General features: G+C 49.3%; 20 protein-coding genes and 1 tRNA gene. 8 read left to right on the top strand and 13 right to left on the bottom strand.

Annotated elements, in window-relative coordinates; translation table 11 throughout:
- Positions 1-35: 35 nt before the first annotated feature.
- The 5 genes from M4J38_RS00805 to M4J38_RS00785 are packed head-to-tail and all read right to left on the bottom strand — an operon-like array spanning position 36 to position 5,361.
- Complete coding sequence (locus M4J38_RS00805) at positions 36-1,379, bottom strand: DUF58 domain-containing protein (RefSeq protein ID WP_251757626.1); 1,344 nt, start codon at positions 1,377-1,379, stop codon at positions 36-38.
- Positions 1,380-1,382: 3 nt separating this feature from the next.
- Complete coding sequence (locus M4J38_RS00800) at positions 1,383-2,369, bottom strand: MoxR family ATPase (protein ID WP_251757625.1); 987 nt, start codon at positions 2,367-2,369, stop codon at positions 1,383-1,385.
- A complete protein-coding gene (locus M4J38_RS00795) occupies positions 2,362-3,597 on the bottom strand; it encodes a hypothetical protein (RefSeq protein ID WP_251757624.1) in 1,236 nt (411 codons plus the stop codon). Before M4J38_RS00795 ends, M4J38_RS00800 begins: the two co-directional genes overlap by 8 nt.
- Complete coding sequence (locus tag M4J38_RS00790) at positions 3,594-4,403, bottom strand: DUF4129 domain-containing protein (protein WP_251757623.1); 810 nt, start codon at positions 4,401-4,403, stop codon at positions 3,594-3,596. Before M4J38_RS00790 ends, M4J38_RS00795 begins: the two co-directional genes overlap by 4 nt.
- Positions 4,396-5,361 carry a stage II sporulation protein M gene (locus tag M4J38_RS00785; RefSeq protein WP_251757622.1) on the bottom strand — a complete coding sequence of 322 codons (966 nt, stop codon included), beginning with the start codon at positions 5,359-5,361 and terminating at the stop codon, positions 4,396-4,398. The genes M4J38_RS00790 and M4J38_RS00785 overlap by 8 nt, the downstream gene beginning before the upstream one ends.
- A 92-nt stretch (positions 5,362-5,453) precedes the next feature.
- On the opposite strand from M4J38_RS00785, the gene M4J38_RS00780 reads away from it, so the two are divergent.
- Positions 5,454-6,170 (top strand): RDD family protein, encoded by a 717-nt coding sequence (locus M4J38_RS00780; RefSeq protein WP_251757621.1) that lies wholly within the window; start codon positions 5,454-5,456, stop codon positions 6,168-6,170.
- On the opposite strand, the gene M4J38_RS00775 is transcribed toward M4J38_RS00780, so the two are convergent.
- Both M4J38_RS00775 and proS read right to left on the bottom strand, forming a co-directional pair.
- Positions 6,167-6,631 (bottom strand): DUF5362 family protein, encoded by a 465-nt coding sequence (locus M4J38_RS00775; protein ID WP_251757620.1) that lies wholly within the window; start codon positions 6,629-6,631, stop codon positions 6,167-6,169. The genes M4J38_RS00780 and M4J38_RS00775 overlap by 4 nt on opposite strands.
- A gap of 83 nt (positions 6,632-6,714) precedes the next feature.
- A complete protein-coding gene (proS, locus tag M4J38_RS00770; RefSeq protein ID WP_251757619.1) occupies positions 6,715-8,193 on the bottom strand; it encodes a proline--tRNA ligase in 1,479 nt (492 codons plus the stop codon).
- Positions 8,194-8,354: 161 nt separating this feature from the next.
- Between proS and M4J38_RS00765 the strand changes: the two genes are divergently transcribed.
- Positions 8,355-9,143 carry a hypothetical protein gene (locus tag M4J38_RS00765; protein WP_251757618.1) on the top strand — a complete coding sequence of 263 codons (789 nt, stop codon included), beginning with the start codon at positions 8,355-8,357 and terminating at the stop codon, positions 9,141-9,143.
- 91 nt (positions 9,144-9,234) lie between these two features.
- Entirely contained in the window at positions 9,235-10,803 is a 1,569-nt protein-coding gene (locus tag M4J38_RS00760; protein ID WP_251757617.1) for an OmpP1/FadL family transporter, read from the top strand.
- 313 nt (positions 10,804-11,116) lie between these two features.
- On the opposite strand, the gene M4J38_RS00755 is transcribed toward M4J38_RS00760, so the two are convergent.
- From M4J38_RS00755 to M4J38_RS00730, 6 genes are all read right to left on the bottom strand, one after another.
- Positions 11,117-12,481: a GH1 family beta-glucosidase gene (locus tag M4J38_RS00755; protein ID WP_251757616.1), complete on the bottom strand. Its 1,365-nt coding sequence runs from the start codon at positions 12,479-12,481 to the stop codon at positions 11,117-11,119.
- A 45-nt stretch (positions 12,482-12,526) separates the two neighbouring features.
- Positions 12,527-13,435 carry a tRNA (adenosine(37)-N6)-dimethylallyltransferase MiaA gene (gene miaA / locus M4J38_RS00750; RefSeq protein WP_308217822.1) on the bottom strand — a complete coding sequence of 303 codons (909 nt, stop codon included), beginning with the start codon at positions 13,433-13,435 and terminating at the stop codon, positions 12,527-12,529.
- A gap of 95 nt (positions 13,436-13,530) precedes the next feature.
- Entirely contained in the window at positions 13,531-14,100 is a 570-nt protein-coding gene (locus tag M4J38_RS00745) for a plasmid pRiA4b ORF-3 family protein (protein WP_251757614.1), read from the bottom strand.
- Between the two features lie 48 nt (positions 14,101-14,148).
- Entirely contained in the window at positions 14,149-15,573 is a 1,425-nt protein-coding gene (locus tag M4J38_RS00740) for a CCA tRNA nucleotidyltransferase (protein ID WP_251757613.1), read from the bottom strand.
- Between the two features lie 23 nt (positions 15,574-15,596).
- Complete coding sequence (locus M4J38_RS00735) at positions 15,597-16,172, bottom strand: L-threonylcarbamoyladenylate synthase (RefSeq protein ID WP_251757612.1); 576 nt, start codon at positions 16,170-16,172, stop codon at positions 15,597-15,599.
- Positions 16,169-17,323 (bottom strand): glycosyltransferase family 1 protein, encoded by a 1,155-nt coding sequence (locus M4J38_RS00730; RefSeq protein WP_251757611.1) that lies wholly within the window; start codon positions 17,321-17,323, stop codon positions 16,169-16,171. Before M4J38_RS00730 ends, M4J38_RS00735 begins: the two co-directional genes overlap by 4 nt.
- A gap of 57 nt (positions 17,324-17,380) precedes the next feature.
- Here M4J38_RS00730 and M4J38_RS00725 point away from each other — a divergent pair, with 57 nt between their 5' ends.
- The 5 genes from M4J38_RS00725 (at position 17,381) to M4J38_RS00705 (ending at position 24,384) form a co-directional block, all read left to right on the top strand.
- Positions 17,381-18,193, top strand: a complete 813-nt coding sequence (locus M4J38_RS00725) for a 2,3,4,5-tetrahydropyridine-2,6-dicarboxylate N-succinyltransferase (protein WP_251757610.1) — start codon at positions 17,381-17,383, stop codon at positions 18,191-18,193.
- A gap of 81 nt (positions 18,194-18,274) precedes the next feature.
- Positions 18,275-18,356 (top strand) — tRNA-Leu (locus M4J38_RS00720).
- A 149-nt stretch (positions 18,357-18,505) separates the two neighbouring features.
- Complete coding sequence (locus tag M4J38_RS00715; RefSeq protein ID WP_251757609.1) at positions 18,506-19,111, top strand: RNA polymerase sigma-70 factor; 606 nt, start codon at positions 18,506-18,508, stop codon at positions 19,109-19,111.
- Positions 19,112-19,182: 71 nt separating this feature from the next.
- The gene (locus M4J38_RS00710; protein WP_251757608.1) at positions 19,183-20,415 is read left to right on the top strand and encodes a FecR domain-containing protein; all 1,233 of its coding nucleotides are present in this window, start codon (positions 19,183-19,185) and stop codon (positions 20,413-20,415) included.
- 192 nt (positions 20,416-20,607) lie between these two features.
- Positions 20,608-24,384, top strand: a complete 3,777-nt coding sequence (locus M4J38_RS00705; RefSeq protein WP_251757607.1) for a SusC/RagA family TonB-linked outer membrane protein — start codon at positions 20,608-20,610, stop codon at positions 24,382-24,384.
- The last annotated feature ends 9 nt before the right edge of the window (positions 24,385-24,393 follow it).

The raw sequence follows: 24,393 nt of genomic DNA, 5'->3' as shown, positions 1-24,393 counted from the left end.
GCTTTTTTTGCGAAGGTAAAGGATAAATGATTTCCTCAGATGAGCATACGGCCTTTCAGTTCGAGGTATTTGTTCACGGTTTGAATGGTTACGGCTTCCGGTGCGCACAGCACGGATAGAATTCCTTTGCGCTGGAGCTCCCGTACCATCCATCTTTTTTCCTGGATGAACTGTCTGGCGATGGTTTGTTTGTATAAGGTTTCCACGGAACCATCTTCCAACGAAGCCATGCCTTCCAACTCAGGGTTTTCGAAGAACACGACCAGCAAAAGATGCCGGGATGCCATACTTTGAAGATAAGGAAGCTGCCTTTCCAGCGAAGCACGGGATTCGAAATTCGTGAACAGCACCAGCAGACTTCTCTGCGGAATATTCCGTTTAACGGTAGCGTATAAACGCTCGTAATCCGCTTCGCGGAAGCCGGTCTTTTCTTTATAGAGCGTTTCCAGCACCAGCCCCATTTGTCCGCCTCTTCGTTCAGCAGGTAAAAGCGTGTCTATCTTATCCGAAAAACTCAGTAGTCCTGCTTTGTCCTGTTTCAGCAGGGCCACACGCAACAACATGAGTGAAGCGTTGATGGCATAATCCAGCAGCGTGAGTCCGGCGAAGCTCATCTTCATCACCCGGCTCTTGTCGATCACGCAATACACCTGTTGGGCACGTTCATCGGTATAATGGTTCACCATCAGTTGCCCGCGGCGCGCGGTGGCTTTCCAGTTCACGGCCCGCACATCGTCGCCCAGTACATATTCTTTGATCTGTTCAAACTCCATACTGTGGCCGATCCTTCGAATGGCACGGTTGCCCGTTTCGGAGCGTGCGTCCGAAAATGCCAGCAGACTGTACTTCCTGATCTCCAGGTAGGAAGGGTACACTTTCACTTCTTCGGGCGCACCCGCTTCCACCCTTCTCACCACCAATCCCAGTGGTGATTTCAGCAAAAGAATAATGCGATCGAAAACATATATTCCTCTTTCCACGGGCCGCACTTCTTCTTCCACCAATACTTCTTTTCCGGGCTGCAATACTTTAGTGGTCCATTTACGGAGCTGTGCCAGTTGAACAGGCATTTCATCCAGCAGCCGGGTATGTATCGGAAATGTGGTATGGTTGAAGAGTGCCCAGCTCACAGGATTTGGATCGCCATTACTGAAACGTTCCGGCAGCACCCGTTTTACCGAAACGGGGGTGGATTTAACGAACAACAAGAGGTAATCGAGCAGCGTGAGGATACCCAGGAAACCAACACACAACTGCGCCGGGACCAACAAAAAGGGCATCCCAAAGGCCGCCACCATGATCAGCGCAAGGAATCCCAGCACAAAATAGGTGCGCCGGGAAAGGTAAAGCGGGCGGATGAACTTTTTATAGAACCGCATCGGTTAGCGTGGAATTTCTATGGATGAAAGAATCGTGGTGATCATATCATCCGGGGTTACGCCTTCCATCTCTTTTTCGGGCGTAAGCGCAATGCGGTGACGAAGCACCGGCGCGGCCACGCGGAGGATATCATCGGGCGTAACGAAATCACGGCCATTCAACGCGGCGATCGCCTTCGATGCATTCATAATTCCAATGGAAGCACGGGGCGAAGCGCCGAGATATATACCGTTGTGGTTACGCGTTGCGGTAACCAGCGCCGTGATAAAATCGAACAGTTTTTCTTCCATGTACAGTTGCTTCACCTGTTCCCGCAGTTGTTGCAACAACGCGCCATTCAGTTGGGTCACCAGTTCGGGTTCCAGTTTTCCCAGCATGCGGTGGTGCCGCATGAGAATTTCTTTCTCTTCGTCGGGTGAGGGAAGCGGTACCAGTATTTTAAAGAGAAAGCGGTCGAGTTGCGCTTCGGGCAACCGGTAGGTTCCTTCCTGCTCGATGGGGTTCTGGGTGGCCACCACCATGAAAGGCTCGTCCAGGCGGTAGGTTTGTCCATCGGCGGTCACCTGCCTTTCTTCCATCACTTCAAACAGCGCCGACTGTGTTTTGGCCGGGGCGCGGTTGATCTCATCGATCAGCAGGATGCTGGTAAAAATGGGACCTTTCCGGAACTGGAAAATGGCTTGTCCCGGGTGGAACACAGAGGTACCGATCACGTCGCTCGGCATCAGGTCAGGCGTGAATTGTATCCTGCTGAAAGGCGCCTGTATGGCCCTGCTCAGCATTTTCGCGGTCAGCGTTTTCGCCACACCGGGTACTCCTTCCAGCAATACATGACCTCCTGAGAGCATCGCGGCCAGCAGCAACTCCATCATATCTTCCTGCCCCACGATCACCTTACTCATTTCCAGGCGCAGTTGTTCTGCCGAACGGCTCAGTTCTTCCAGACTGCTCCGTTGTTCAAATACATCTTCCTGCATTCCGTTATCCATGTTGTTCTTTTTTATAAAAATTATTTAAGTCCGCGGCTACTTCCAGGAGCAGTTCATCACTTACTTCCGGGTAATCTTTCAACATCTGCATTTTGTAGCACATCCCCTCCAGGTAAGTTTGTCCCATGCCGGTTTTCCCCGCAAGGGCAATCAGAAAATTTTTATCACCCGGGGCGAAGCGGAGAAAATATTTCCGTTGCAGGTGCTCCGCGAACTGGTGAATCATTTTTTCTCCCAGGTTCTTATTGTCCCGCCGTTGGTAATACAAGGCTGAAACGGTTTCCACAAAGTCGCGGGCACTGTTTTTTATTTTTGGGACAGCAGGTAATGCCGACTGTTTTCTTTTCGTTTCAAAAAGATAGATCAACCCGAAAATGAGCAATACCACCCAAAATGCGGAGCGCAAAGCAGGTTCCTTCAATATCACCTGCAAACGGGAGAACTGGTTACCATCTTCTTTCCTGTTCCTGAAATAATCGTCCCACTCCACCACCGTTTTACTTTTCCCGATCCAGGAAAATGTTTTTTCGAAGTATTCATGGTTGTTTTTGTGGAGCAGGAAGAAGTTGGAGAAAGCCAGCGGAGCGGTATGCAGGTAAAGACTCCCGCCACCTTTGTAATCAAACCGTACAAAATTCGGTTGTCCGAAGGCGTTGGTACCCAGAATGGTCGTGTAGAGGGAGTCATAAGAAGAAATATACATACTTCTGTCGAAGCCCGGGTACGCGTAGGTATGCTCTTCCCATGTTACGGGATCGTATACGGAGGCAACGAGTGAGTCTTCGGTTTCTTCAAAGTTAATGGTAGAATAACGCAGTTCTATCGCCATGGAATCAGCCATTTCACGGGTGATTCTTGTGGTTGAGATAAAAATTTCCGCGCCTTCTCCCAGTTGTGCGAGCATCCGGTTCCATTCCCTGGAATCGGGTAATACCTTGGGACTGATGATGACCCGGAGTTTTTTAAAAGGGTCCGCGCCCATATTCGTCCAGGACTCCGGTTCTTCGGTAAAATCAGCATAAACGCCGGGGGCCTTTGTTACATTGCTGACCTGCGCGTCGGGGAACAACTGTTTCATCCATTCATGCGCCACATAGGTACCGTAACGGATGCGGTCGTTCCGCCAGAGGGTGATTCTTTTGTTCATGGACTGGTTTTTCCCGCAGGAATGCAGGAAGGCCGCGACCATCAACAGCAATATGATTGAGAAGAAATGTTTCAGTTTCACAGCGCACCGTTTTTAGAAAATGATCTGATTTGCTCTACGGAGCGCTGGTACCTGCGCTCTTCGAGCGGCAGATTGCCATACCAGGAATATTCATATACTTTCACCAGTTGCCTGAACAACCGCACGGGTTCTTCCCCTTTTTCAGCAGGTATATTTCCGGCCAGCTGGCGGGTGTATAAACTGTTGGGGGCATCCGGGGAAAAACGGATCAATTCCTTCTGGTCAAGATCAAGGAGCAATTGCAGGAACCTGTACCGCAGCGCCATGCGCCAATCACGGTTTGCCTCGGCTTCTTTCCAGAGCAGGGCATAATCGGGTGCCGATCCGGGTGAAAACACTTGTTCTCCTTCGACCTTTTTCCTGCGGGAACCGGGGCTGAAAAAGCTCAGTTTTTGTTTGACGATAAAGAAATACAGCAAGGTCAGGAATATGATTCCCATCAGGCCATAAATGATCCACATGAATTCTTTTGTGTCGAGAAAATCCCAGAAGCTTTTCTGTTCTTTTCTTTTTGGTTTTTTCTTTTCCCAGTAAGTGGAATCGTTCGCATATATGAAGGTGGGATCCTTTTTTTTCGCATTCAGTTCCGCTTCAGCAATGGTTCTTAACGATGGCGGGTCTTTCGGCGGGATTACAATACTATCGGTTTGTTCTATACTATCGGTTTCTTCTTCCCAATCTTCAACGGATAACACCTCTACGGAATCCGTCTCTCCCGATTCATCGAGATAGGTTTTGAGGGATTTTTCCTGCGCCCGTACCAGACCTCCCATCAACAAAAGTCCCAGCAACACTATTTTACGCATGGGCCGGGTTTGAAGATTCAACATTACGCGCCAATCGGACGGGATACCAAACAAAGTACCATACCATGAACCAGAGCGACCCCGCCAGGATGGCGATGCTCAACCAAACGGGCATGCTGGTGTGGCGGGTGATAAATCCTTCGAGGAATGCGGCGCAGATAAAAACGGGCACTAACCCGATCATCAGTTTTACACCGTCTTTCGCACCGGCTTTCAGTGATTGTCCCCTTGTTTTCGTGCCGGGAAAAAGGATGCTGTTGCCCAAAACAAGTCCCGCGCCACCTGAAAGTATGATGGATAAAATTTCCAGTGTGCCATGTATCCAGATGACCAGCACGGAATCCCAGCCGAGCCCTTTGGAGAAAAAATAATACTGGAACGCCCCGAGCATGACCCCATTGATAAACAATATCCAGATGGTACCGATGGAAAAAAAGAAGCCCATTACAAAAGCCAGGAAAGACACCTGGATATTGTTGAGCGCGATGCGGATGAACATGGTGAGCTGGTCCTGGCTTTTATAGACGCCGAAGGGATCGCCGCGCGAGATATTGTCTTCCGTCATTTCAACATACTCGTTGCCCAGCACTCCTCTTACGAAACTATCGTCCTGCGCGGCGGAGAAAGCGGCGAGAATAGCGCATGACACAAATACAAGGAACGCGTACAACAGTTGCCGGTGGTGTTTCCTTACCACGAGGGGCAGTTCCTTGCGCCAGAAATCCAGGAGCCGTGATTTTTTTTCTTTTTTGTTGCTGAAGATGGAGAGATAAGTTTGCGAGGCGAGTCCGTTGAGGTAACGGGTAACATTACTCGCAGGATAAAAAGTGCGCGCATAACCAAGATCGTTGACGAGATCGGTGAACCGGTGTGCCGTTTCATCGGGGTCATCGGAAGGTTCATGCTGGTATTTTTTCCACTTGTCGATATTTTTCCTGACGAAAAATCCTTCTCTCACAGGTAAATGTTTACATTCACGAAGAAATAACCTGGTTTAACGGGAATAAATATAACAGATAAATTTCCAATCTTCACGCCAACTTTGAAAATATGTCGGTGGTTCTCCTGGATACTGGTTTTAATATTGAAGTGGCCTTCAGGCTGGCGCCTTTCCACAAGCGATTGCTGGCATGGATCGTGGACTTCGTGATCCTGCTCTCTTATTTTTATATCGTGAACCTGATCTTTGGGGAAGCCTTCAGTTTGTACCGTTTCCGTTTATGGGGATGGATGGAGGCGCTTTTAACACTCCCCTACCTGTTGTACCACCTGCTTTGTGAGGCATTGCTGAACGGGCAATCGGTAGGAAAAAAATTACTGAAGATCAGAGTGATTACGGCCGAAGGTGGCGCCCCGACCATGAGCCAGTATATGCTGCGCTGGATGTTCCGCCTGATCGACATGATGCCCTGGGGTATCCCGGCGCTGCTTTCCATTGTACTTACCCCCTCTTCCCAACGACTGGGCGACCTGGTAGCCGGTACGCTGGTGATTGATACCCGCAATGATCTATCCTGGCAGGACACTTTATTTGAAACAGTGGAAGAACATTATGTGCCGAAATACCCCGCTGTGATGCAGTTGTCGGATAAGGACATCAATACGTTGAAGAATATCGTTCAGGCGGGTAAGAAGAAACCTGATTTTACCCTTAATGCCTCGGTAGCTGAGCGGGTTTGCCAGAAACTGGGTATAAAAACAGAAGAAGCGCCCGAAGATTTCCTCCGGACGCTGCTGAAAGATTATAATTTCTACACCAACAATTAAGACAGGGCTGAAAAAGCCGCGACCTGGATGATGAACATCAACGCGTAAAGCGAAATGAAGATGATGGTCAGTATCCCGAGGAACTTGAACCACGACTTCAGGTTAGCAAAGGCCGCCACCAACTGCTGCTGGTCGTTGGTACGGATAGCGGTCTGCATTTTAGAAGCGAAACGGAAAAGATACAAACACGGAAAGAAGTACAGCAATACAATTACCAGCATGGTAATAGTAAAACCTATTCCCGCCACACCAGCCGCCGCGCCTGCACCCGGCATATCCATTCCGGTGGATGAGAACATCGCGGCCATAATTGACCCTGCGAAAAGGGCCACCAGCACCATGATGCCGCAAACGATAAAGCCGATCACAGCCAGGAACTTGGCCCATTTGGCCGATTCAGACAAATAATTGGTGGTAAATGCATCGATCTGGAGATCGAAAAGATTTTGTTGTTGCTCCATAAATAGGGTTATTTATGGACAAGATAATATTTGATTTTGAATTTTGGATGATGGATTTTCAACATCCAAAATTCAGAATTCTCTTAGTATGCTCTTGCGAACAACACCCTTTCTTTCGCGGGATTTCCACTGAAAACGCAAACACCATCCTGCTGCGTATTGTTCAGCGGGATACAGCGTATCGTGGCTTTGGTGGCCTCTTTTATCTTCTCCTCTGTTTCGGACGTGCCGTCCCAGAAAGCGGAAACGAACCCGCCTTTGCCATCGAGCGTGGCCACGAATTCATCCCAGGAATTCACCTCCGTAATGTGTTCATCGCGGAATTGGAGCGCCTTTTGAAACATATTGGCCTGGATTTCATCGAGCAGTGCGGTAAGCACGCCCGCGAGTCCTTCGATGGGATAGGTTCTCTTTTCTTTCGTATCCCTGCGGGCTACTTCAACTGTATTGTTTTCAATATCGCGGGCACCGAGGGCGAGACGGATGGGCACGCCTTTCATTTCGTATTCGGCAAACTTCCAGCCTGGACGTGCATTGTCGTTGTCATCGTATTTCACACGAACGCCCGCGGCCTTCAGTTGTTGCACCAGTTCGCCTACTTTTTCATCGATCACCAGTTTCTGATCGGCGCCTTTGTAGATGGGTACGATCACCACCTGAACGGGTGCTATGCGGGGAGGAAGTACCAGCCCTTCGTCATCGCTGTGTGCCATTACCAAGGCCCCGATCAAACGGGTGGATACACCCCAGGAGGTGGCCCATACATAATCGAGTTTATTCTCTTTATCCGAGAACTTCACATCAAAAGCCTTGGCGAAATTCTGTCCCAGGAAATGAGAGGTTCCCGCCTGGAGCGCCTTTCCATCCTGCATCAGCGCTTCGATGCAATACGTATCTTCCGCACCGGCGAACCGTTCATTCGCGGTTTTCACCCCTTTGATCACGGGCAACGCCATCCAGTTCTCCACAAAATCGGCATACACCTCCAGCATCTGCACGGTTTCGGCAACGGCTTCCGCTTTGGTGGCGTGGGCCGTATGCCCTTCCTGCCAGAGGAATTCCGCCGTTCTCAGGAAAAGACGGGTACGCATTTCCCAGCGCACCACGTTGGCCCACTGGTTTACAAGGATAGGAAGGTCACGGTAGGATTGTATCCATCCCTTATAAGTGTTCCAGATGATGGCCTCACTTGTGGGGCGCACCACCAGTTCTTCTTCCAGTTTCGCTTCGGGATCCACCATCAGGGCGCCTTTCTTATCAGGATTCGCCTTCAGGCGGTAATGGGTCACCACGGCGCATTCCTTCGCGAAGCCTTCGGCATTCGCTTCTTCCGCTTCAAACAAGCTCTTCGGCACAAACAGAGGGAAATAGGCATTCTGGTGTCCGGTATCCTTGAACATTTTATCGAGCACATCGCGCATGTTCTCCCACAGGGCAAAGCCATACGGTTTGATCACCATACATCCCCTTACGGCTGAATAATCAGCCAGGCTTCCTTTGATGATAAGGTCGTTGTACCATTGGGAATAATCCTGCGCGCGCGAAGTGATCTCTTTGCTCATAATATTGTTGTTTAGGCAACTTTAACAGCGGTTTCACAGGCACATTTGGCCGTTTCACCGATAAAAAAACTTAATTTTATACGTGTCTGAAAAACCGGAGTATCCAAAATTTCAGCACGCAAAAGTAGGAACTTCAATTTTAAAACATTAAACCCTGCTATATGATTTCAAAATATTTCCTTCTCGGCGCAATTACGGCGATCAGTTTATCGGCCTGTTCCACTGCGTACAAGGCCGGTCAAACGCCCGACGATGTGTATTATTCTCCCGGCAGGGAGGGCGATGCCTATGTGGTGATGGAAAACCGCCAGAATAACCAATACAATAATTACGAAGACCCGGATGACCGTTACCTGCGCATGATGGTGCGGAACAGGAACAGGTGGTCGGCATTGGATCCTTACTACTACAACAGCATTTACGGCATCAACAATCCCTATTTTTATGGAAATAATTTCGGGATAGGCTACAATACCGGTTGGAACAATTACTGGTACTGGAATAATTTCTATAATCCTTATATGCCGCCGGTGCTGGTGATGCCCTATTATCCAATCTATCCGGGCAAACCGGGATCGGGTGGAACCGTAACACTGCCGAAGAACAATGTAAGGCCGCAGCCGTTTAACCCTTACAGCTATAAAAATGGCTATACTAATAGCAATACCAGTCCTACCTCACCGTCAAACAACAACAAATACAAGGTAAACGACGGGTTTAGGAATGGCAATACCAACGCTAACAGGGGTTACAACAACTCGAACAACACACAATACAGGCAGAATAATAACAATACGTACACCCCTCCGGCCAATAACAACAGTTATACACCCACAAGAACTTATAACCCGACCAATACCGGGTCATCGTCTTCCGGATCCAGCCGCAGCAGTGGCGGATCTACAGGTGGCGGTGGTGGCGTAGCCCGTCCGGGAAGAGGTGGAAACTAACAAGGGAATGATTTTTTAGACCATACAAGGAGCCGGCATACCACCGGCTCTCTTTGAAAGCACTATTTTCAGCAACAGACATCCCATTGAAATGAAATATACACTCCTCTTATCAGCAGCAGGATTGCTGACGTTGAATGGTTTTGCCCAAACACCGGAAGATGTACTCAGGTATTCCGGCACCAACCCCAAAGCCAGTGCACGTATTATGGCCATCGGCGGCGCCATGGGTTCCCTCGGGGGCGATATCCATGCTACTTTCGTGAACCCGGCAGGACTTGGTCAGTATAAAACCAGTGAACTCGTATTGAGCCCCGGCTTCCAGTTTCTCAGCAACAAGGGAAATTTCAGGGGCACCGACCAATCGGCCAATAAAAACAATTTCAGTTTCGGTACCTCGGGATTCGTTTTCGGATATGGAGACCGTTACAGCAAATGGACCAGCAAAGCCTTTTCCATAGCCGTGAACAGGACCGCTGACTTCAACAATAAATTCAGCTACCGGGGGCAGAACGATTTCAGTTCTTTCTCCGAACAATACGCCGAAGAATTCGCGAATTCAGGCCTCCCGATCGACGAGACAAACGACCGGCTCTCTCTGGGGACCAATCTCGCGCTCTACAACTACCTTATAGACACCGCCACCATCAATGGTAACCTCCAGGTGGTGGGACTACCCTGGCGCGACGCACTCATCAACAATACCGGCGTACTTTTGAGCCAGCAAAAAGACGTCACCACCAAAGGTGGCGTTACGGAAATAGCCATCGGCTTCGCAGGGAACCGCAACGATAAGTTCATGATCGGGGGAAGCGTAGGGATTCCCATCATGAATTACAGCAGGACCACCTATTTCAGAGAAGCCGATGAAACCGGTAATACCAATAACAATTTTAATTACGCCAGCTATTATGAAGAATATTCTTCCAAGGGCGTTGGACTGAATGCCAAACTGGGTGTGATGTTCAAACCCGAAGAATACCTCCGCCTGGGCGCGGCCATACACACCCCCACCATTTACGGCATGGATGAAACTTTCTATGGAAAAATGGTACGGGATATCGAAAATTACCCCACCCAGATGAACATCAATGTCCCCAGCCTCGATAGCGCCGACAGCAGAACGATCTATGGCAATAGTTCCCCGGAAATACAATATGATGTCACCACTCCCTGGAAATTCATCGCCAGCGCCTCTTATGTGATCAGGGAAACGGAAGATACCCGCAGGCAGAAAGGATTCATTACGGCAGACGTGGAATATGTTACGTATAACGGTTCGCGTTTCAGGGACGGGTCTTCCATCAATACCGGGAACGATCAATTCTATACAGACCTGAACAATGTTATAAAGGACTACTATAAGGGCGTTTTCAACTTCCGTATGGGCGGAGAACTGAAGTTCCACACCATTATGGCACGCGCCGGATTTGCCTACTATGGTAACCCTTATGAAGATGAAGCGTTGAAAAGCAACCGCATGCTGCTGAGCGGAGGACTGGGCTATCGAGACAACGGTATTTTTATAGACCTGACTTACGTCCACAATGTTTCTAAAGATGTGAATTTCCCTTATCGCCTCGGTGATAAACAAAATACATTCGCCGACATCAAAGGGAACTACGGCAATGTGGCCCTGACCTTTGGGGTGAAACTCTAAACAACAAATTACCATAAAGAAAAAGCAACCGTTTGGGCGGTTGCTTTTTTTATGCTTTCAAAAAATATCCCCGCTTACGAAAAACGGGGACAAACCCTTTAGATGCTTAGATGCTCAGAGTACGGGTAATGATCTCTTCAACGGAATTGGATTTAAAAAAGTTTTTTACAGAAAATCAGACCTTTTGGCTTTTCTAAAGATGCTTGGATTTCTTATAGGGTAAATTTCGCCACAATGAGTTGAATACAAAAGCTTTTGGCTTGTTTTTTCCATATAATAACTGTAATCATTACACCAGTTTAAGAGGTTCCACTTATCCGGAATGGCCACCGAGAAAGCTTCTGAACCAATACCCCGAATTTTTGATGGTTCTGAGTTGTGTTTTAAAATCCACATGCACCAATCCAAAGCGTGCCTGATAGCCTTCCGCCCATTCAAAATTGTCCATTAAACTCCACGCGAGGTATCCCTTCACATTAACGCCTTCTTTCTTTGCACGCATCATCGCCTGAATGTATTGCTGGAAGTAACTGATGCGCTCCACATCATTCACCACGCCATCTTTTAGTTGATCGTGGTACGCCGCACCGTTTTCGGTAACAATGATTTCTTTTACCGCGCCGTATTTCCAGAACTTTTTCAGGATATGGTAAAACGCGTTAGGGTTCACTTCCCATTTCATCGCGGTATGTGGCACTTTCCTCGTAACCGGTTTTACCTCCGATGCCTGAATGATGGGTATAAATGAATTGTGGCGGATCACCACCGGGAAATAATGTTGCAGGCCAATGAAGTCGAAATCGAAGGCATAACGGTTGGTATATTTCCAGGTGGTATTGTGCAGACGGAGTTTTTCGAGCAACTGCATGCCTTCATCCGGGAAACCTTTACCTAAAGCAGGCTCAATGAATAACCGGTTGAGGAGGATATCCATCCGGTTGGCGGCCTGGATATCCAAAGTTGAATCCGTGTAAGGCAGCACTTCGGAGCAGGAAAAACTCGTACCTATATGCGCTTTTTTAACGGAGTCACGCAGTATCCTTCCCCCATCGGCCTGGGCGAGTGCGGCGTGGTGCACGGCGGGCAGGAAATTGGAGAGTCCCGTTCTGCCCGGTGCGTGTTTCCCGAGCATATAACCAAGCGAGGTAAAGCCCATGGGTTCGTTGAGCACGATCCAGTGTTTCACCCTGTCGCCAAATTCTTCCGCGCAGAGTGTGGCGAAACGGTTGAACCAGCGGTTGATGAGGTGGCTCGTCCAGCCCCCTTGTTTTTCCAAAGCCTGGGGCAGGTCCCAATGGTACAAGGTGATCCAGGGTTCAATACCGAGCGCCAGACACTCATCGATCAGGTTATGGTAGAATTGCAGTCCTTCTTTGTTGACCTTCCCGGTCCCTTCGGGCAGCACCCGTGACCAGGATATGGAGAAACGGAACACCTTAAATCCCAGTGCTTTCACCAGCATCAGATCGTCTTTGTAACGGTGGTAAAAATCGCAGGCGATGGTGGGTCTGTGCCCGTTTTTTACCTTACCCTGCCTCCGTGAAAAAACATCCCAGATGGAGGGTCCTCTGCCATCCTGGTTCCAGGCGCCTTCGTTTTGAGCGGCGGCCACAGCTACGCCCCATTTGAAATCAGGGCCGAAGTCGCGGGCTTTCAGTGTAAATGGTGGTGTATCCAACAATAAAATTTTCAGCAAGTTGCGAAGCCCTGCGTTAAGGGAATATTATCCTTTTATTAATTCGGGCAACGCCGCGAAATTGGCGGGGGTGAGCCATTGTATGGATGCGTCGCGCCGGAACCAGGTCAGTTGCCGTTTCGCGTAGTGGCGGGTGTTCTGTTTGATCATTTCCACAGCCTTTGCAAGCGTGTACTCACCTTCGAAATACGCGAACAACTCGCGGTAGCCTACCGTTTGCAATGCGTTCAGGTGTTTGAAAGGAAACAGTTGTCTGACTTCTTCTTCCAACCCTGCTTGCATCATAGCATCTACGCGTTGGTTGATGCGGTCGTACAGTATTTCCCTCGGAAGATCAATGGCGAATTTACGGATCGAAAAGTGCCGTTCTCGCGGTTGGGAACGCTGAAAAGAACGGATGGACCTGCCCGTGGCACGCACTACTTCCAGGGCACGCATTACACGGTGCGGGTTCTGAATTTCCCCAGAAGAAAAATAGTCGGGATCTTCTTCGCGCAGCTTTTCAATTAAAACGGGTAGTCCTTCTTCTACAAAAAGACTGCGTACTTCGTGCTGAACCTGTTCTGGGATGGGTGGAATATCATCCAGCCCGTCCGTAAACGCTTTGAGGTACAGGCCGGTTCCTCCGGTTACCACAAGATGATCGGCCTTTGAAAAAACTTTTTCAGCAGTATCAAGGGCTATGCGTTCATAAGCGGCGGCATTCAGTTCATCCGTTATACTATGGGATGCGATGAAATGATGGGGTACGGCAGCCAGTTCATCCGCTGAAGGCCGCGCCACGCCGATGTTCATTTCTTTGTAACACTGTCTTGAATCCGCGGAGAGGATTTCCGTTCCCAGCGCTTTGGCAACGGAAATTGCCAGCGCCGTTTTGCCCGATGCGGTGGGGCCGGCAATTATGATGGCGGTTTTGGACAATTTTGAATGATGGATTTGAATGATGGATTAGTATTGAGGGATCGTTAGCAACCAAAGCCACAAATACAACAACAGAATTTGAACAACAATCCAAAATTCATCATTCAAAATTAAAACTCTTGTTCTTCTCCTTCCTCGTGACCGCCGTCTTCCTCGTTATCAGTATCACCATTGTCTTCACCTTCTTCTCCAAACCCGTCTCTTTCTTTCCCGAGGTCATATTTTTCTTCCACGTCCACGAATTTATCGCCAAGCAGGCTCTTCGTACCGTACTGGCTGGGGGGAATCCCTTCTGTACGGGTGATGGAGGGGTATTCAAGCCTGGGATTTTCTTCCTTCGACACATTGATCAGTTCAACGAGAAAGGTCCAGTTTTTCGCGAAATCGTATACATAGATGAATTTCTGGTTCGGGTCACGGATCTCGGAGCCAATGGTGGTATCATCCATGAGGAGCGGATCGGCCTTGTATTCCTTATCATATTTTTCCAGCGATATTTCGCGGCCGCGTTGCCAGTTGTCGTTGCTCCTGTAAAATGTAGCGGCATGTTTTGAGTCAAACTCGTATGATTTGAGGATCATCTGGTGCAGTTCCCGGAACGACTGTGTATGTTTAATCACGATGTCCCGGTAAATACTATCATCTTCTTCGAAATATGCCCTGAATTTAAGTACAGCCATGAGTGTTATTATGGGTCAAATATAGAAAAAACGTGCCAGTTGAAAAGGTCACGGGTTATTGACAGGATGAAGGCCCATTTCCGCTGCTTTTTCAAACATAAAGCGTTGCGCGGCGGCCAGGTTGTTCTCGATTTCTCCATCCAGGATGGCTTCCCGGATCAGGTTTTTCAGATCGCCCACCTGCCTGCATGGCGACAATCCGAAGGTTTCCATAATGATCTCCCCCGTAATGGGTGGTTGCCAGTTCCTGATTTTATCGCTTTCCTCCACTTCTTTAAGGCGGGCGCGCACCATTTCAAAATTGTCCAGGTAACGGCGCACTTTCTGCCTGTTTTTGGAAGTGATGTCCGCTTCACAAAGCATCATCAGCGCCTCAAGATCGTCGCCGGCATCAAACAGCAGTCTGCGTATAGCCGAATCAGTGATGTTCTCTTTGGTAAGACTGATGGGCCGGAGGTGCAGTTCCACCAACTTACGGACGAAACGCATGGCTTCGTGCTGCGGCAGCTTCAGTTTCGCGAAAATGCGCGGCACCATTTTGCCCCCAACTACTTCGTGCCCGTGAAAAGTCCAGCCATGGCCCTCTTCAAACCTTTTGGTGGCGGGTTTCCCGATATCGTGCAACAAAGCGGCCCAGCGCAGCCATAGATTTTTGGTGTGGTGGGAAATATTATCGATCACCTGGAGGGTATGGTAAAAGTTGTCCTTATGTCCTTTGCCATCGATGAACTCCGCGCCGGCGAGGTCCACCATCTGAGGAAAAATCAGCTTCAGCAATCCGCTCCTGTAAAGCAGATCGAAGCCGATGGATGGTTTCGTGCTCAGTAATATCTTATTCAGTTCATCGGTTATGCGTTCCTGGGAGATGATGGCGATTCTTTCCGCGTTGAGGCGGATGGCCTCAAAAGTACCCGGATCAATCTCGAACTGTAGTTGGGACGCGAAACGGATGGCCCGCATCATGCGCAGCGGATCGTCGCTAAAGGTGCGGGAAGGCTCCAATGGCGTTTGGATCAGCTTTTTCCCGAGATCGGCCATGCCATTGAAAGGATCAATCAGTTTACCGTAATCAGTTGCGTTCAGGCTGATCGCCAACGCGTTGATGGTGAAATCCCGGCGCAACTGGTCGTCTTCCAGTGAACCTGGTTCCACTTCGGGATTGCGGGAATCGGCGCTGTAACTTTCCCTTCTGGCGCCCACGAATTCTACTTCAAAATCATCCAGTTTGATTTGCGCGGTACCGAAAGTTTTAAAGAAGGCCACCTGCGGCGAGGGGCTGAAACGTGCGGCCACATTGTGGGCCAGGGCGATACCGTCCCCCACGCAAACGATATCCGCGTCTTTCGTGGGGCGGCCCAATAGCTTATCGCGGACGAAGCCCCCGATCAGGTAGCAGGGCATGCCCATTTCCGCAGCGGCGTGGGCAATCTTTTTAAACACGAACAACTCCTTATCTGAACAACGGATATCCATAGCCCCGCAAAAGTAAGGATGTTTCAGGAACGGATCACTTCGTGGTTCCCGTTGGCGAACCAGCGCACGATGGCGGAGGGCGCTTTCGGATTATGGTCGGCCTGTCTGTATTGCACCACATAATCCGCACCAGTGATAATACGGGGGTCAATTTCAGTGAAAAAACGGGGTGTTGGTGCCCCTGAAATATTCGCTGAAGTAGATACTATGGGCTTTCTGAACCGCTTGATCAGGTGCCTGCAAAAGTCTTCCTTTACCACCCGGATGGCCGCGGAACCATCTTCAGCCATGGCGTTGGGGGCAATTCCCACCACATTATCATACACCACGGTAGTAGGTTTCTGCACCTGGTCGAGGAAGTTGAACACTTCCAGGTCGAGGGCCGTAACATATTGTAAAAGATCACGTTCATCGGCCAGCAGCAGGATACAACTCTTTTCGGCCGGACGCTGCTTCAGTTTGAAGATCGCATCCACGGCGGCTTCATTGGTGGCATCACAGCCCAATCCCCAGACTGTATCGGTCGGGTACAGGATCACCCCTCCTTTCCGGAGGGTTTCCAGCGCCAAATCTATATCTTCTGAAAAATCGTTTGTCATATTACTGATTCATATACGTTCATCACCGCCTTTGCACATGCTTCCTGGCTGAAAGTAGCGGCATGACGGTACCCTTTTTCAATCATTCGCGCACGAAGGGCAGCGTCACCCGCAATACGCTCGAAAGCCATCGCCATCTCCCCTGCGCTGCCCGGATCCACATAATAAGCCGCATCACCGCCGGTTTCAGGCATACAGGAAACATTGGAGGTGATGGTGGGAAGTCCGGACCACAAAGCTTCCAGCACGGGAATACCGAATCCTTCGAAATAAGAAGGATAAATCATACAAACCGCAGACTGGTAGATGGCCGGGAAATCCGCTGCTGAACGGAAACCCGGAGCGCTTCGCGCGGCTTCCTGCTCCGAAAGCAATATTACTTTTCCCTCCAAACCATGTTCCCGGATGAATGCTTTCACCTTCTCCTTATAAGCCCTTCCTTCTCCAATCGCAACCAGGGGAATATCGAGCTTATCGTCCAGCAGTTTTATCGCTTCGCAAATCGTGAGCAGGTTCTTTCTTTCAATAATGGAACCCACATACAGGAAGTATTTTTCCGGTAAACCATATTGTTTTTTCACCCGTTCTTTCTCTGCTTCCGGCACTTTTACGGCGAAAGAAGGATTGCAGCTCTGGTAGCAGATGTCAATCTTATTTTCAGGGATCTTATAGATTTCAACCAGGTCATCGCGGGTTTGTTTGCTGATAGCGATCACGCGATTAGCGTGTTTTGCGGCGTATTTGATTTTGTTCCTGTGGATAAGGCGGTCGGCCAGTTTGTATTGCGCCGGATACCTTTCAAAAATAAGATCGTGCATAGTGACCACAGAAGGAATACCGGAAGACTGAATACCAACCGGGATTTCGTGGCTCAACCCATGGTACAGGTTCACCCCCATTGGCTTCAGTTCTTTCACCACGCCCCTGCTGCGCCAGGCGGCTTTGAACAACGTTCCGGGGAAATGCTGTGGCACTACCGTTGAAATATTCTCATACACAGTGTCATCGAACCTGTTGGTCAATTTCGGCGCCAGCAAAGTGTATTGGTGCTGCGGGAAATAACGGGCGAGCGAAGACACGAGCGTACGGCTGTAGTGGCCGAGACCGGTCCCGTTCTGGTAAACCCTTTTGGCGTCGAAAGCGATGTGCATGGTAAAAATTTCAGGTGCAAATTAGGCGCATGCAGTATTTTCGCCAAAATTTGAACCATGGAATTAAAAGAACTGATACTGGAAGCCTGGAACAACCGGGAATTATTGCAGGAAGATAAGTACTCCAGCGCGGTGCGTGCGGTGATTGAAGATGTGGACAAAGGCAGACTGCGCACAGCGGCCCCTTCAGAGAACGGATGGGTGGTGAACGAATGGGTGAAACAAGCCATCCTCATGTATTTCGGCATCCAGCCCATGCAAACCTGGAATTTAGAGCCGTTTGAATTTTACGATAAAATGCTGCTGAAACGCGATTACAAGGAACTGGGCGTTCGTGCCGTTCCCCATGCTGTGGCCCGTTATGGCGCCTACATCGCAAAGAATGTGGTATTGATGCCTTCTTATGTAAACATCGGCGCTTACGTGGACGAAGGCACGATGGTAGATACCTGGGCAACCGTGGGAAGTTGCGCGCAGATTGGTAAAGGCGTGCACCTGAGCGGTGGCGTGGGCATCGGCGGTGTGCTGGAACCCCTTCAGGCCAGCCCGGTGATCATTGAAGATGGCGTATTTGTTGGCAGCCGTTGTATTGTAGTAGAAGGCGTGATCGTAGAGAAAGAAGCGGTACTCGGCGCGAACGTAGTACTCACCAAAAGCACGAAGATCATTGATGTGAGCGGCGCTGAACCTGTTGAATACAAAGGACGCGTACCGGCCCGCAGTGTGGTGATCCCGGGAACCTATACCAAGAAGTTCCCTGCCGGAGAATACCAGGTAGGATGCGCGCTGATTATTGGACAACGCAAGCCCAGTACAGACCTGAAAACATCTTTGAACGACGCGTTGCGCGATTTCAACGTGGCCGTTTAAAAATATACGCGGAAAAATTTTGCAGAAATAAAAATCCGCTTACCTTTGCACTCCCCAACTGAAAACGCGGGGTGCTAAGGAGCCCAGGTGGCGAAATTGGTAGACGCACCGTCTTCAGGTGGCGGCGCCGCGAGGTGTGCTGGTTCGAATCCAGTCCTGGGCACTCAAAAAGGATAAATTAAAGTTCTACTTTGGTTTATCCTTTTTTGATTTTAGAGATTTTCTAAGTTAACTAAAGTTACCACGCTATCCTACCACAAAGCTGGCTCCATTTATGGTGAAATTAAATTATGTTTACAAGGGATTTGAGCGTTGGTAACCAATGATACATACAACGAAGTAGCACTGATCCGGCAATTCCAGGCCGGCGAAGAAAAGGCTTTCGCAGAAATATACCACCTCTGCCATAAACGTGTGCTTTTTTTTGCCCATCGCTACGTTTCAGAAACCGATGCGCAAGACATCACTTCAGATAGTTTTGTGCAGCTTTGGAAAAAACGCGAAGACTTCTCCTCCATCAAAAGTATTTCCACCTTTCTTTTTATTACGGCACGCAACCGTTGCTTCAACCTGCTGGAACATGAACAGGTGAAAAGCAGGCGGCAAACTGAAATCCGCCAACTCCAGGAAACCGCATCCATCCCGAATATTGAACTGGAAGATACCCGGCTGGAACTGGTAGCGCTGATTCACAAAGAGCTGCATAAACTGCCGGAGAAAATGCGCGAGATTTTCATCCTCTCCTTTCAGGAAGGGCGAAAGCCGGCGGAAATAGCGGCACAACTTCAGATTAAAGTGAAAACTGTAAGCAATCAGAAACTCACGGCCATCAAACTGCTCAAGAAAGCGCTGGCAGACAATCCCGCGGCCCTGGCATTCCTGATGCTGATCCAGTCAAAAGCCATCCCCCTGAACTGATTTCTAAAATTTCTTACAAAATTCATGGGAAGTTTTGGATGCTCACCTGTTCATTTAACAGATACAACAATATGCCCCAATCCTCTTCCCATATCGCACGGTTAATTTACAGCTACCTGAACGGCACCATCTCTGCTCTGGAGACCGCTGAACTGGAACGCTGGACCAAAGCCTCGCCCGAAAACCAACAATTGCTGACCGAACTCGCCAACGAAACAGATTTGCTGGACGCGGTGCTGTTTCAGGAAAAATATGAGCAGCATGAAATGCGTTCCGGTCTTTATGAAAATATCCGTGCGCAACTGGCTTTCCCTTATCCTGACGCAGAACAACCTGTTGTAAAAACGCCGGTTCGGAAAATTTTACAGCGCCAATGGTGGATAGCGGCATCTGTTATCCTCGTTGTTTGCGCCGGCATGTATTTCTGGCTCGGCGATAATCAACCGGCAGATACTGCACCGGTTGCTGTACATAATAAAGACATAGCTCCCGGCAAAGAAGGAGCCATACTCACGCTGGCAGACGGTTCGCAAATTGTACTGGACAGCTTAGGGAACGGCGTAATTGCAGCGCAGAACGGTACGCAGGTAGTTTTAAAGAATGGCGCGTTGGTGTATGAAACGAAGGGTGCTGGAAGCCAGGAAGGAAGCCAGGTCGCTTATAACACGATGAACACACCGAAGGGCAGGCAATTCAGCTTATTGCTGCCCGATGGCACGCGGGTTTGGCTAAACGCAGCCAGTTCTATCCGTTTCCCCACGGTATTCACGGGAAACACGAGGCAGGTGGAAGTAAATGGTGAGGCTTATTTCGAAGTGGCGAAGAATCCCGCTATGCCATTTATGGTGAACGTAAACAACAGGGCCACGATAGAAGTCCTGGGTACACATTTCAACGTGAACGCCTACGAAAATGAAGCCACTATAAACACCACACTTCTGGAAGGAAAGGTGAAGATCAACAATGCGCTTTTAAAGCCTGGCCAGCAGGCGCAGCTTGCTAATAAAACAATTGCGGCAGGCAGTACAACGCCTGTAAAGATTGTTGGTGAAGTGGACGTGGAAAAAGTAGTGGCGTGGAAAAACGGACTGTTCAACTTTGAAGGCGCCACACTTCAAGAAGTAATGCGTCAACTCACACGCTGGTATGATATAGAAGTGGTGTTTGAAGGTGAGGTCCCGGACATCCGTTTTGTTGGTGAAATGGAGAAGAACATGCCACTGAAAGATTTACTGGAAACACTTGAAAAAACAGGGGTACACTTTAGAATTGAGGCGGGAAGAAAACTGGTGGTATTGCCCTGAAAACTGAAGGAACCTTAAGAATACATGCGACTGCGTCAGCATTAAGAAAACTGAAATACTTGATATAAACCAAAATTAAACCGTATCCGCTAAAAACAAACCGGAAGTGCAGCGAACACTTCCGGCATAAAGTTAAGGCGGATCAAAACGGAGCTTCATCCATTTTTTAACAACCAAAACTGTTCACAAGTTATGAAAAAACCTGCTTATGGTAACTTGTACTTCCCGGTCGTGCCTGTAACCTGGCCATCCTCCTGTAGTACAACCGGAGGCCAGTTAATGGCTCAAAGTAAGATTACAACGCAACCGTTTAAAGGAAAGTTATCAGGCTACTTCATCCAAAAACTACTGCTTACGATGAAATTGCTTACAGTACTCCTTTTCGCTGCTTCCTTCGCCGTTACCACCAAACCGGCGGCGCAAACCGTTACACTCTCAGGCAAAGACCTGACGATGAAACAGGTGTTTGCGGAAATTAAAAAACAGACAGGGTATGTCGTTTTCGCGAATGAAAGTGATTTTCTGCGGTCGGGTAAACTTTCCATTTCGGTCAGCAATATGCCCTTAAAGCAATTGCTGGAACTGGTGAGTGAAGAAGAGGCCCTCGACTTTTCCATCAAAGGAAAAACCATCGTTGTTTCCAGAAAAACGAACAATGGCGCTGAAACAAAGCCCGGCATTACTGACCAGAAGGCGGCAACGCCCCTTACCGGGCGCGTACTGGATTCCACAGGAGCCACCCTGGCGAACGCCACCATCTTGAACCTGACCACGAAAGTGAGCGTTACGTCCGCGTCAAACGGCACCTTTGCCATTGATGCAAAAGAAGGCGACAGGTTGCGTATTTCTTACGTGGGCTATGAAACCAGTACCGTTGTGGTATCCCGCTCCATGCTTTCCGTTCCCAACGGCCTTATCATTACGCTCACGCCCGCTTACTCCAAACTGGAAGACGTGAACATCGTGGTGAACACCGGCTATCAGAAAATCGACAGGCGCAGCCTCACGAGTGCCGCCACCACCCTTAAAATGGAAGACATCATTACCCCCGGCATCAACACCATCGACAAACTGCTGGAAGGCCGGGTACCCGGAATGATTTTCATGCAGAACTCCGGACAAGTGGGCGCCGCGCCTAAACTCAGGATACGCGGCACCTCCACGATCCTCGGCAACAGAGAGCCCCTCTGGGTATTGGACGGTATCGTACTTACCGACCCGGTAAACGTTGACCCCCAGCAAATGAACGATCTGGATTTTGTGAACCTGCTGGGCAACGCGATCGCGGGCCTTAACCCTGAAGATATTGATCAGATCGACGTGCTGAAAGATGCCGCGGCTACCGCTTTATATGGCGCCCGGGCCGGCAATGGCGTAATCGTGATCACCACTAAGAAAGGTAAACCAGGCAAGCCCACCATCGGCTACACCAATAACACCACCTATACCCGCAGACCAAGGTATTCAGACCGTACCATGTACATGATGAACTCCGCCGAACGTATGGATGTTTCCAAAGAAATGGTGGAGCGGAAAATGCAATACCCAAATATTACCCAATGGTCGGGCTACGAAAGCGCTTTACAGGATTATTATTCCGGCGCCATAGACTACAATGAATTCAAAAGGCTGAGCGATTACTACGCCAGCGTGAATACCGACTGGCTCGGTTTGCTGACCCAGGATGTTATTTCGCATAACCATACCCTTAACCTTTCAGGCGGTTCAAGCGATGTGAAGTATTACGCTTCATTAGGCTATAAAGACGAGAAAGGCGTGATTATAGGAGAAAGCGAAAAACGCTATTCCTCTATGCTGAACATCACGGCGGATTACAAGAAGTTCACCGCGCAACTCGCTTTCACCGGCAACTATACGATCAGGGATTATACGCCACAGGATATGGGTATCATGAACTACGCCTACAATACCAGTCGTACCATTCCGGCCCACAATCCGGACGGCAGCCTGTTCTACTATCCCCAATACAATGGATCGCAGTATTATAATTACAACATCCTTAATGAACGCGACAATGCGGGTGATCTCACCAGGAACAATGCCGCTAATGTTCGCGCATTGTTGAAATGGAGAATAAGAAGAGGGTTGGATGTGGAAGGCACTTTCGCTTATGGTTTGAGCAACAACAACAGGGAAGTACATTACACGAAGAATTCCTACTATGTCTTCAAACTCAGGGCCGACCAAACAACAAGATGGGACCTTAACCCCATAGGCGGCGAGCTTCAAAGACAGGAAACCAGCAACAACACCTACACCGCGAGGATTCAAACCAATTACTTCACGGCATTTGGCCCCTCCAGGAAACACATGGTGAACTTTACTGGTGGCATGGAAGTACGTTCCTCCGAATACAACGGGTTCAACATTACCAGGCGCGGGTACTTCCCGGAAATGGGCGGCTATTTTGAAGCGGTGCCCACCACCTATACCGCTTACTACCAGCAATGGATGAGCACCAGGGCGGCACTGGGTTATTTCGACCGTGAACTGTCCAACAACCTCGCGTGGCTCGGCACCGCGGGTTATTCCTGGAGCGACCGTTACATCCTGAACGTGCACATCCGCGGAGAGCAATCGAACCTTTTTGGCGCGAACTCCAATAATAAATTTCTCCCCATCTGGGCCGTATCGGGCCGCTGGAACATCAAGAACGATGTCCTGAAAGAAACGAAATGGGTGAACGACCTCGCGATGAAAGCCTCATGGGGATGGCAGGGCAATATGTTGCCCGGACAATCACCTTACATGATCATCCGTGAAAACCTCGGCAACAACGTATTCTATGGCGCTCCTTCAGCAATAATAAGCAACTTCCCTAACCCGGACCTGAAATGGGAGCGCACGTCCTCTTCCAACGTAGGACTTGATTTCTCCCTGTTCGGCAATAAGGTGAACGGTTCCGTGGCCTATTTCTACAAACGCACCAACGACGCGTTCCTGAATAAAACCGTATCAGAAATCAACGGCACGAACAGCTACGTGATCAATAGTGGCGTGCTCGAAAACAAAGGCGTGGAACTGTCCTTAAGTTTCACCCCGATCAATAACCTGGGACTCAACAAATCGCGCAGGGGCTTCGTATGGCGCTTCGACCCGCAACTGGGCCAGGTGCTGAACAAAGTATTGAACAGCGCGATCAACAACCGCAACAATGTACTGGTTGACCAGGTTACCTACAATAACTTCCTCGCGGGAACGGTGCAACTGGGCGGAAAACCCATCAACACTTTCTATTCCTACAGGTTCAAAGGACTTAGTCCGGTAGACGGCTCGCCTATTTTCTACGGTTCAGAAGCTGAACTGGCCGACAAATACCGCGATACCTATTCCCAGATGAAAAGAGAAGACGTGTACCTGGAGGTAATGAGCGAATCAGGCAGAAGAGAACCGTACGTACAGGGTGGCATTTCCAACTACTTTGGCTGGAGAAACTTTGGCCTGTCCTTCAACGTGACGTATTCCATGGGCAATAAAATCCGTTTGATGAAGATCGCTTCCGGTTATGGCACCATCGCCGCGTACCCCCAACAGAACCTTCGGAAAGAATTCGTAGACAGGTGGAGACGTCCGGGTGATGAACTATATACCGACATCCCCGGTTTGCAAACCAGCACCGCGCTCAACACGCCCTGGTGGAACCTCTACCCTGCCAGCAACTACTCTTTTGGCGGCAGCGTTTACGAGATGTACGACAATTCTGATATCCGGGTCGTAAGTGGCGATTTCCTCAAACTCCAATCGGCATCTTTCAAATACAATTTTGCCGAAACCCTGATCAAAAAACTGGGCCTCAGTTCAGCTTACGCGAGTTTAACCGGCACCAACCTCTTCATCCTGAGTAACAAGTTGCTGAGGGGACAGGATCCCACACAATCGGGTTCCACACCGAACATCAACCTCTCACTGCGACCAACTTACACGGCCAGCTTTAATATTTCATTCTAAAAATCAGGA

Origin of the sequence: Parasegetibacter sp. NRK P23, from assembly GCF_023721715.1 — a bacterium.
GTDB lineage: Bacteria > Bacteroidota > Bacteroidia > Chitinophagales > Chitinophagaceae > Parasegetibacter.
Note: the sequence above shows the minus strand (reverse complement) of the source record. Positions and strands in the feature narration are given on the sequence as shown.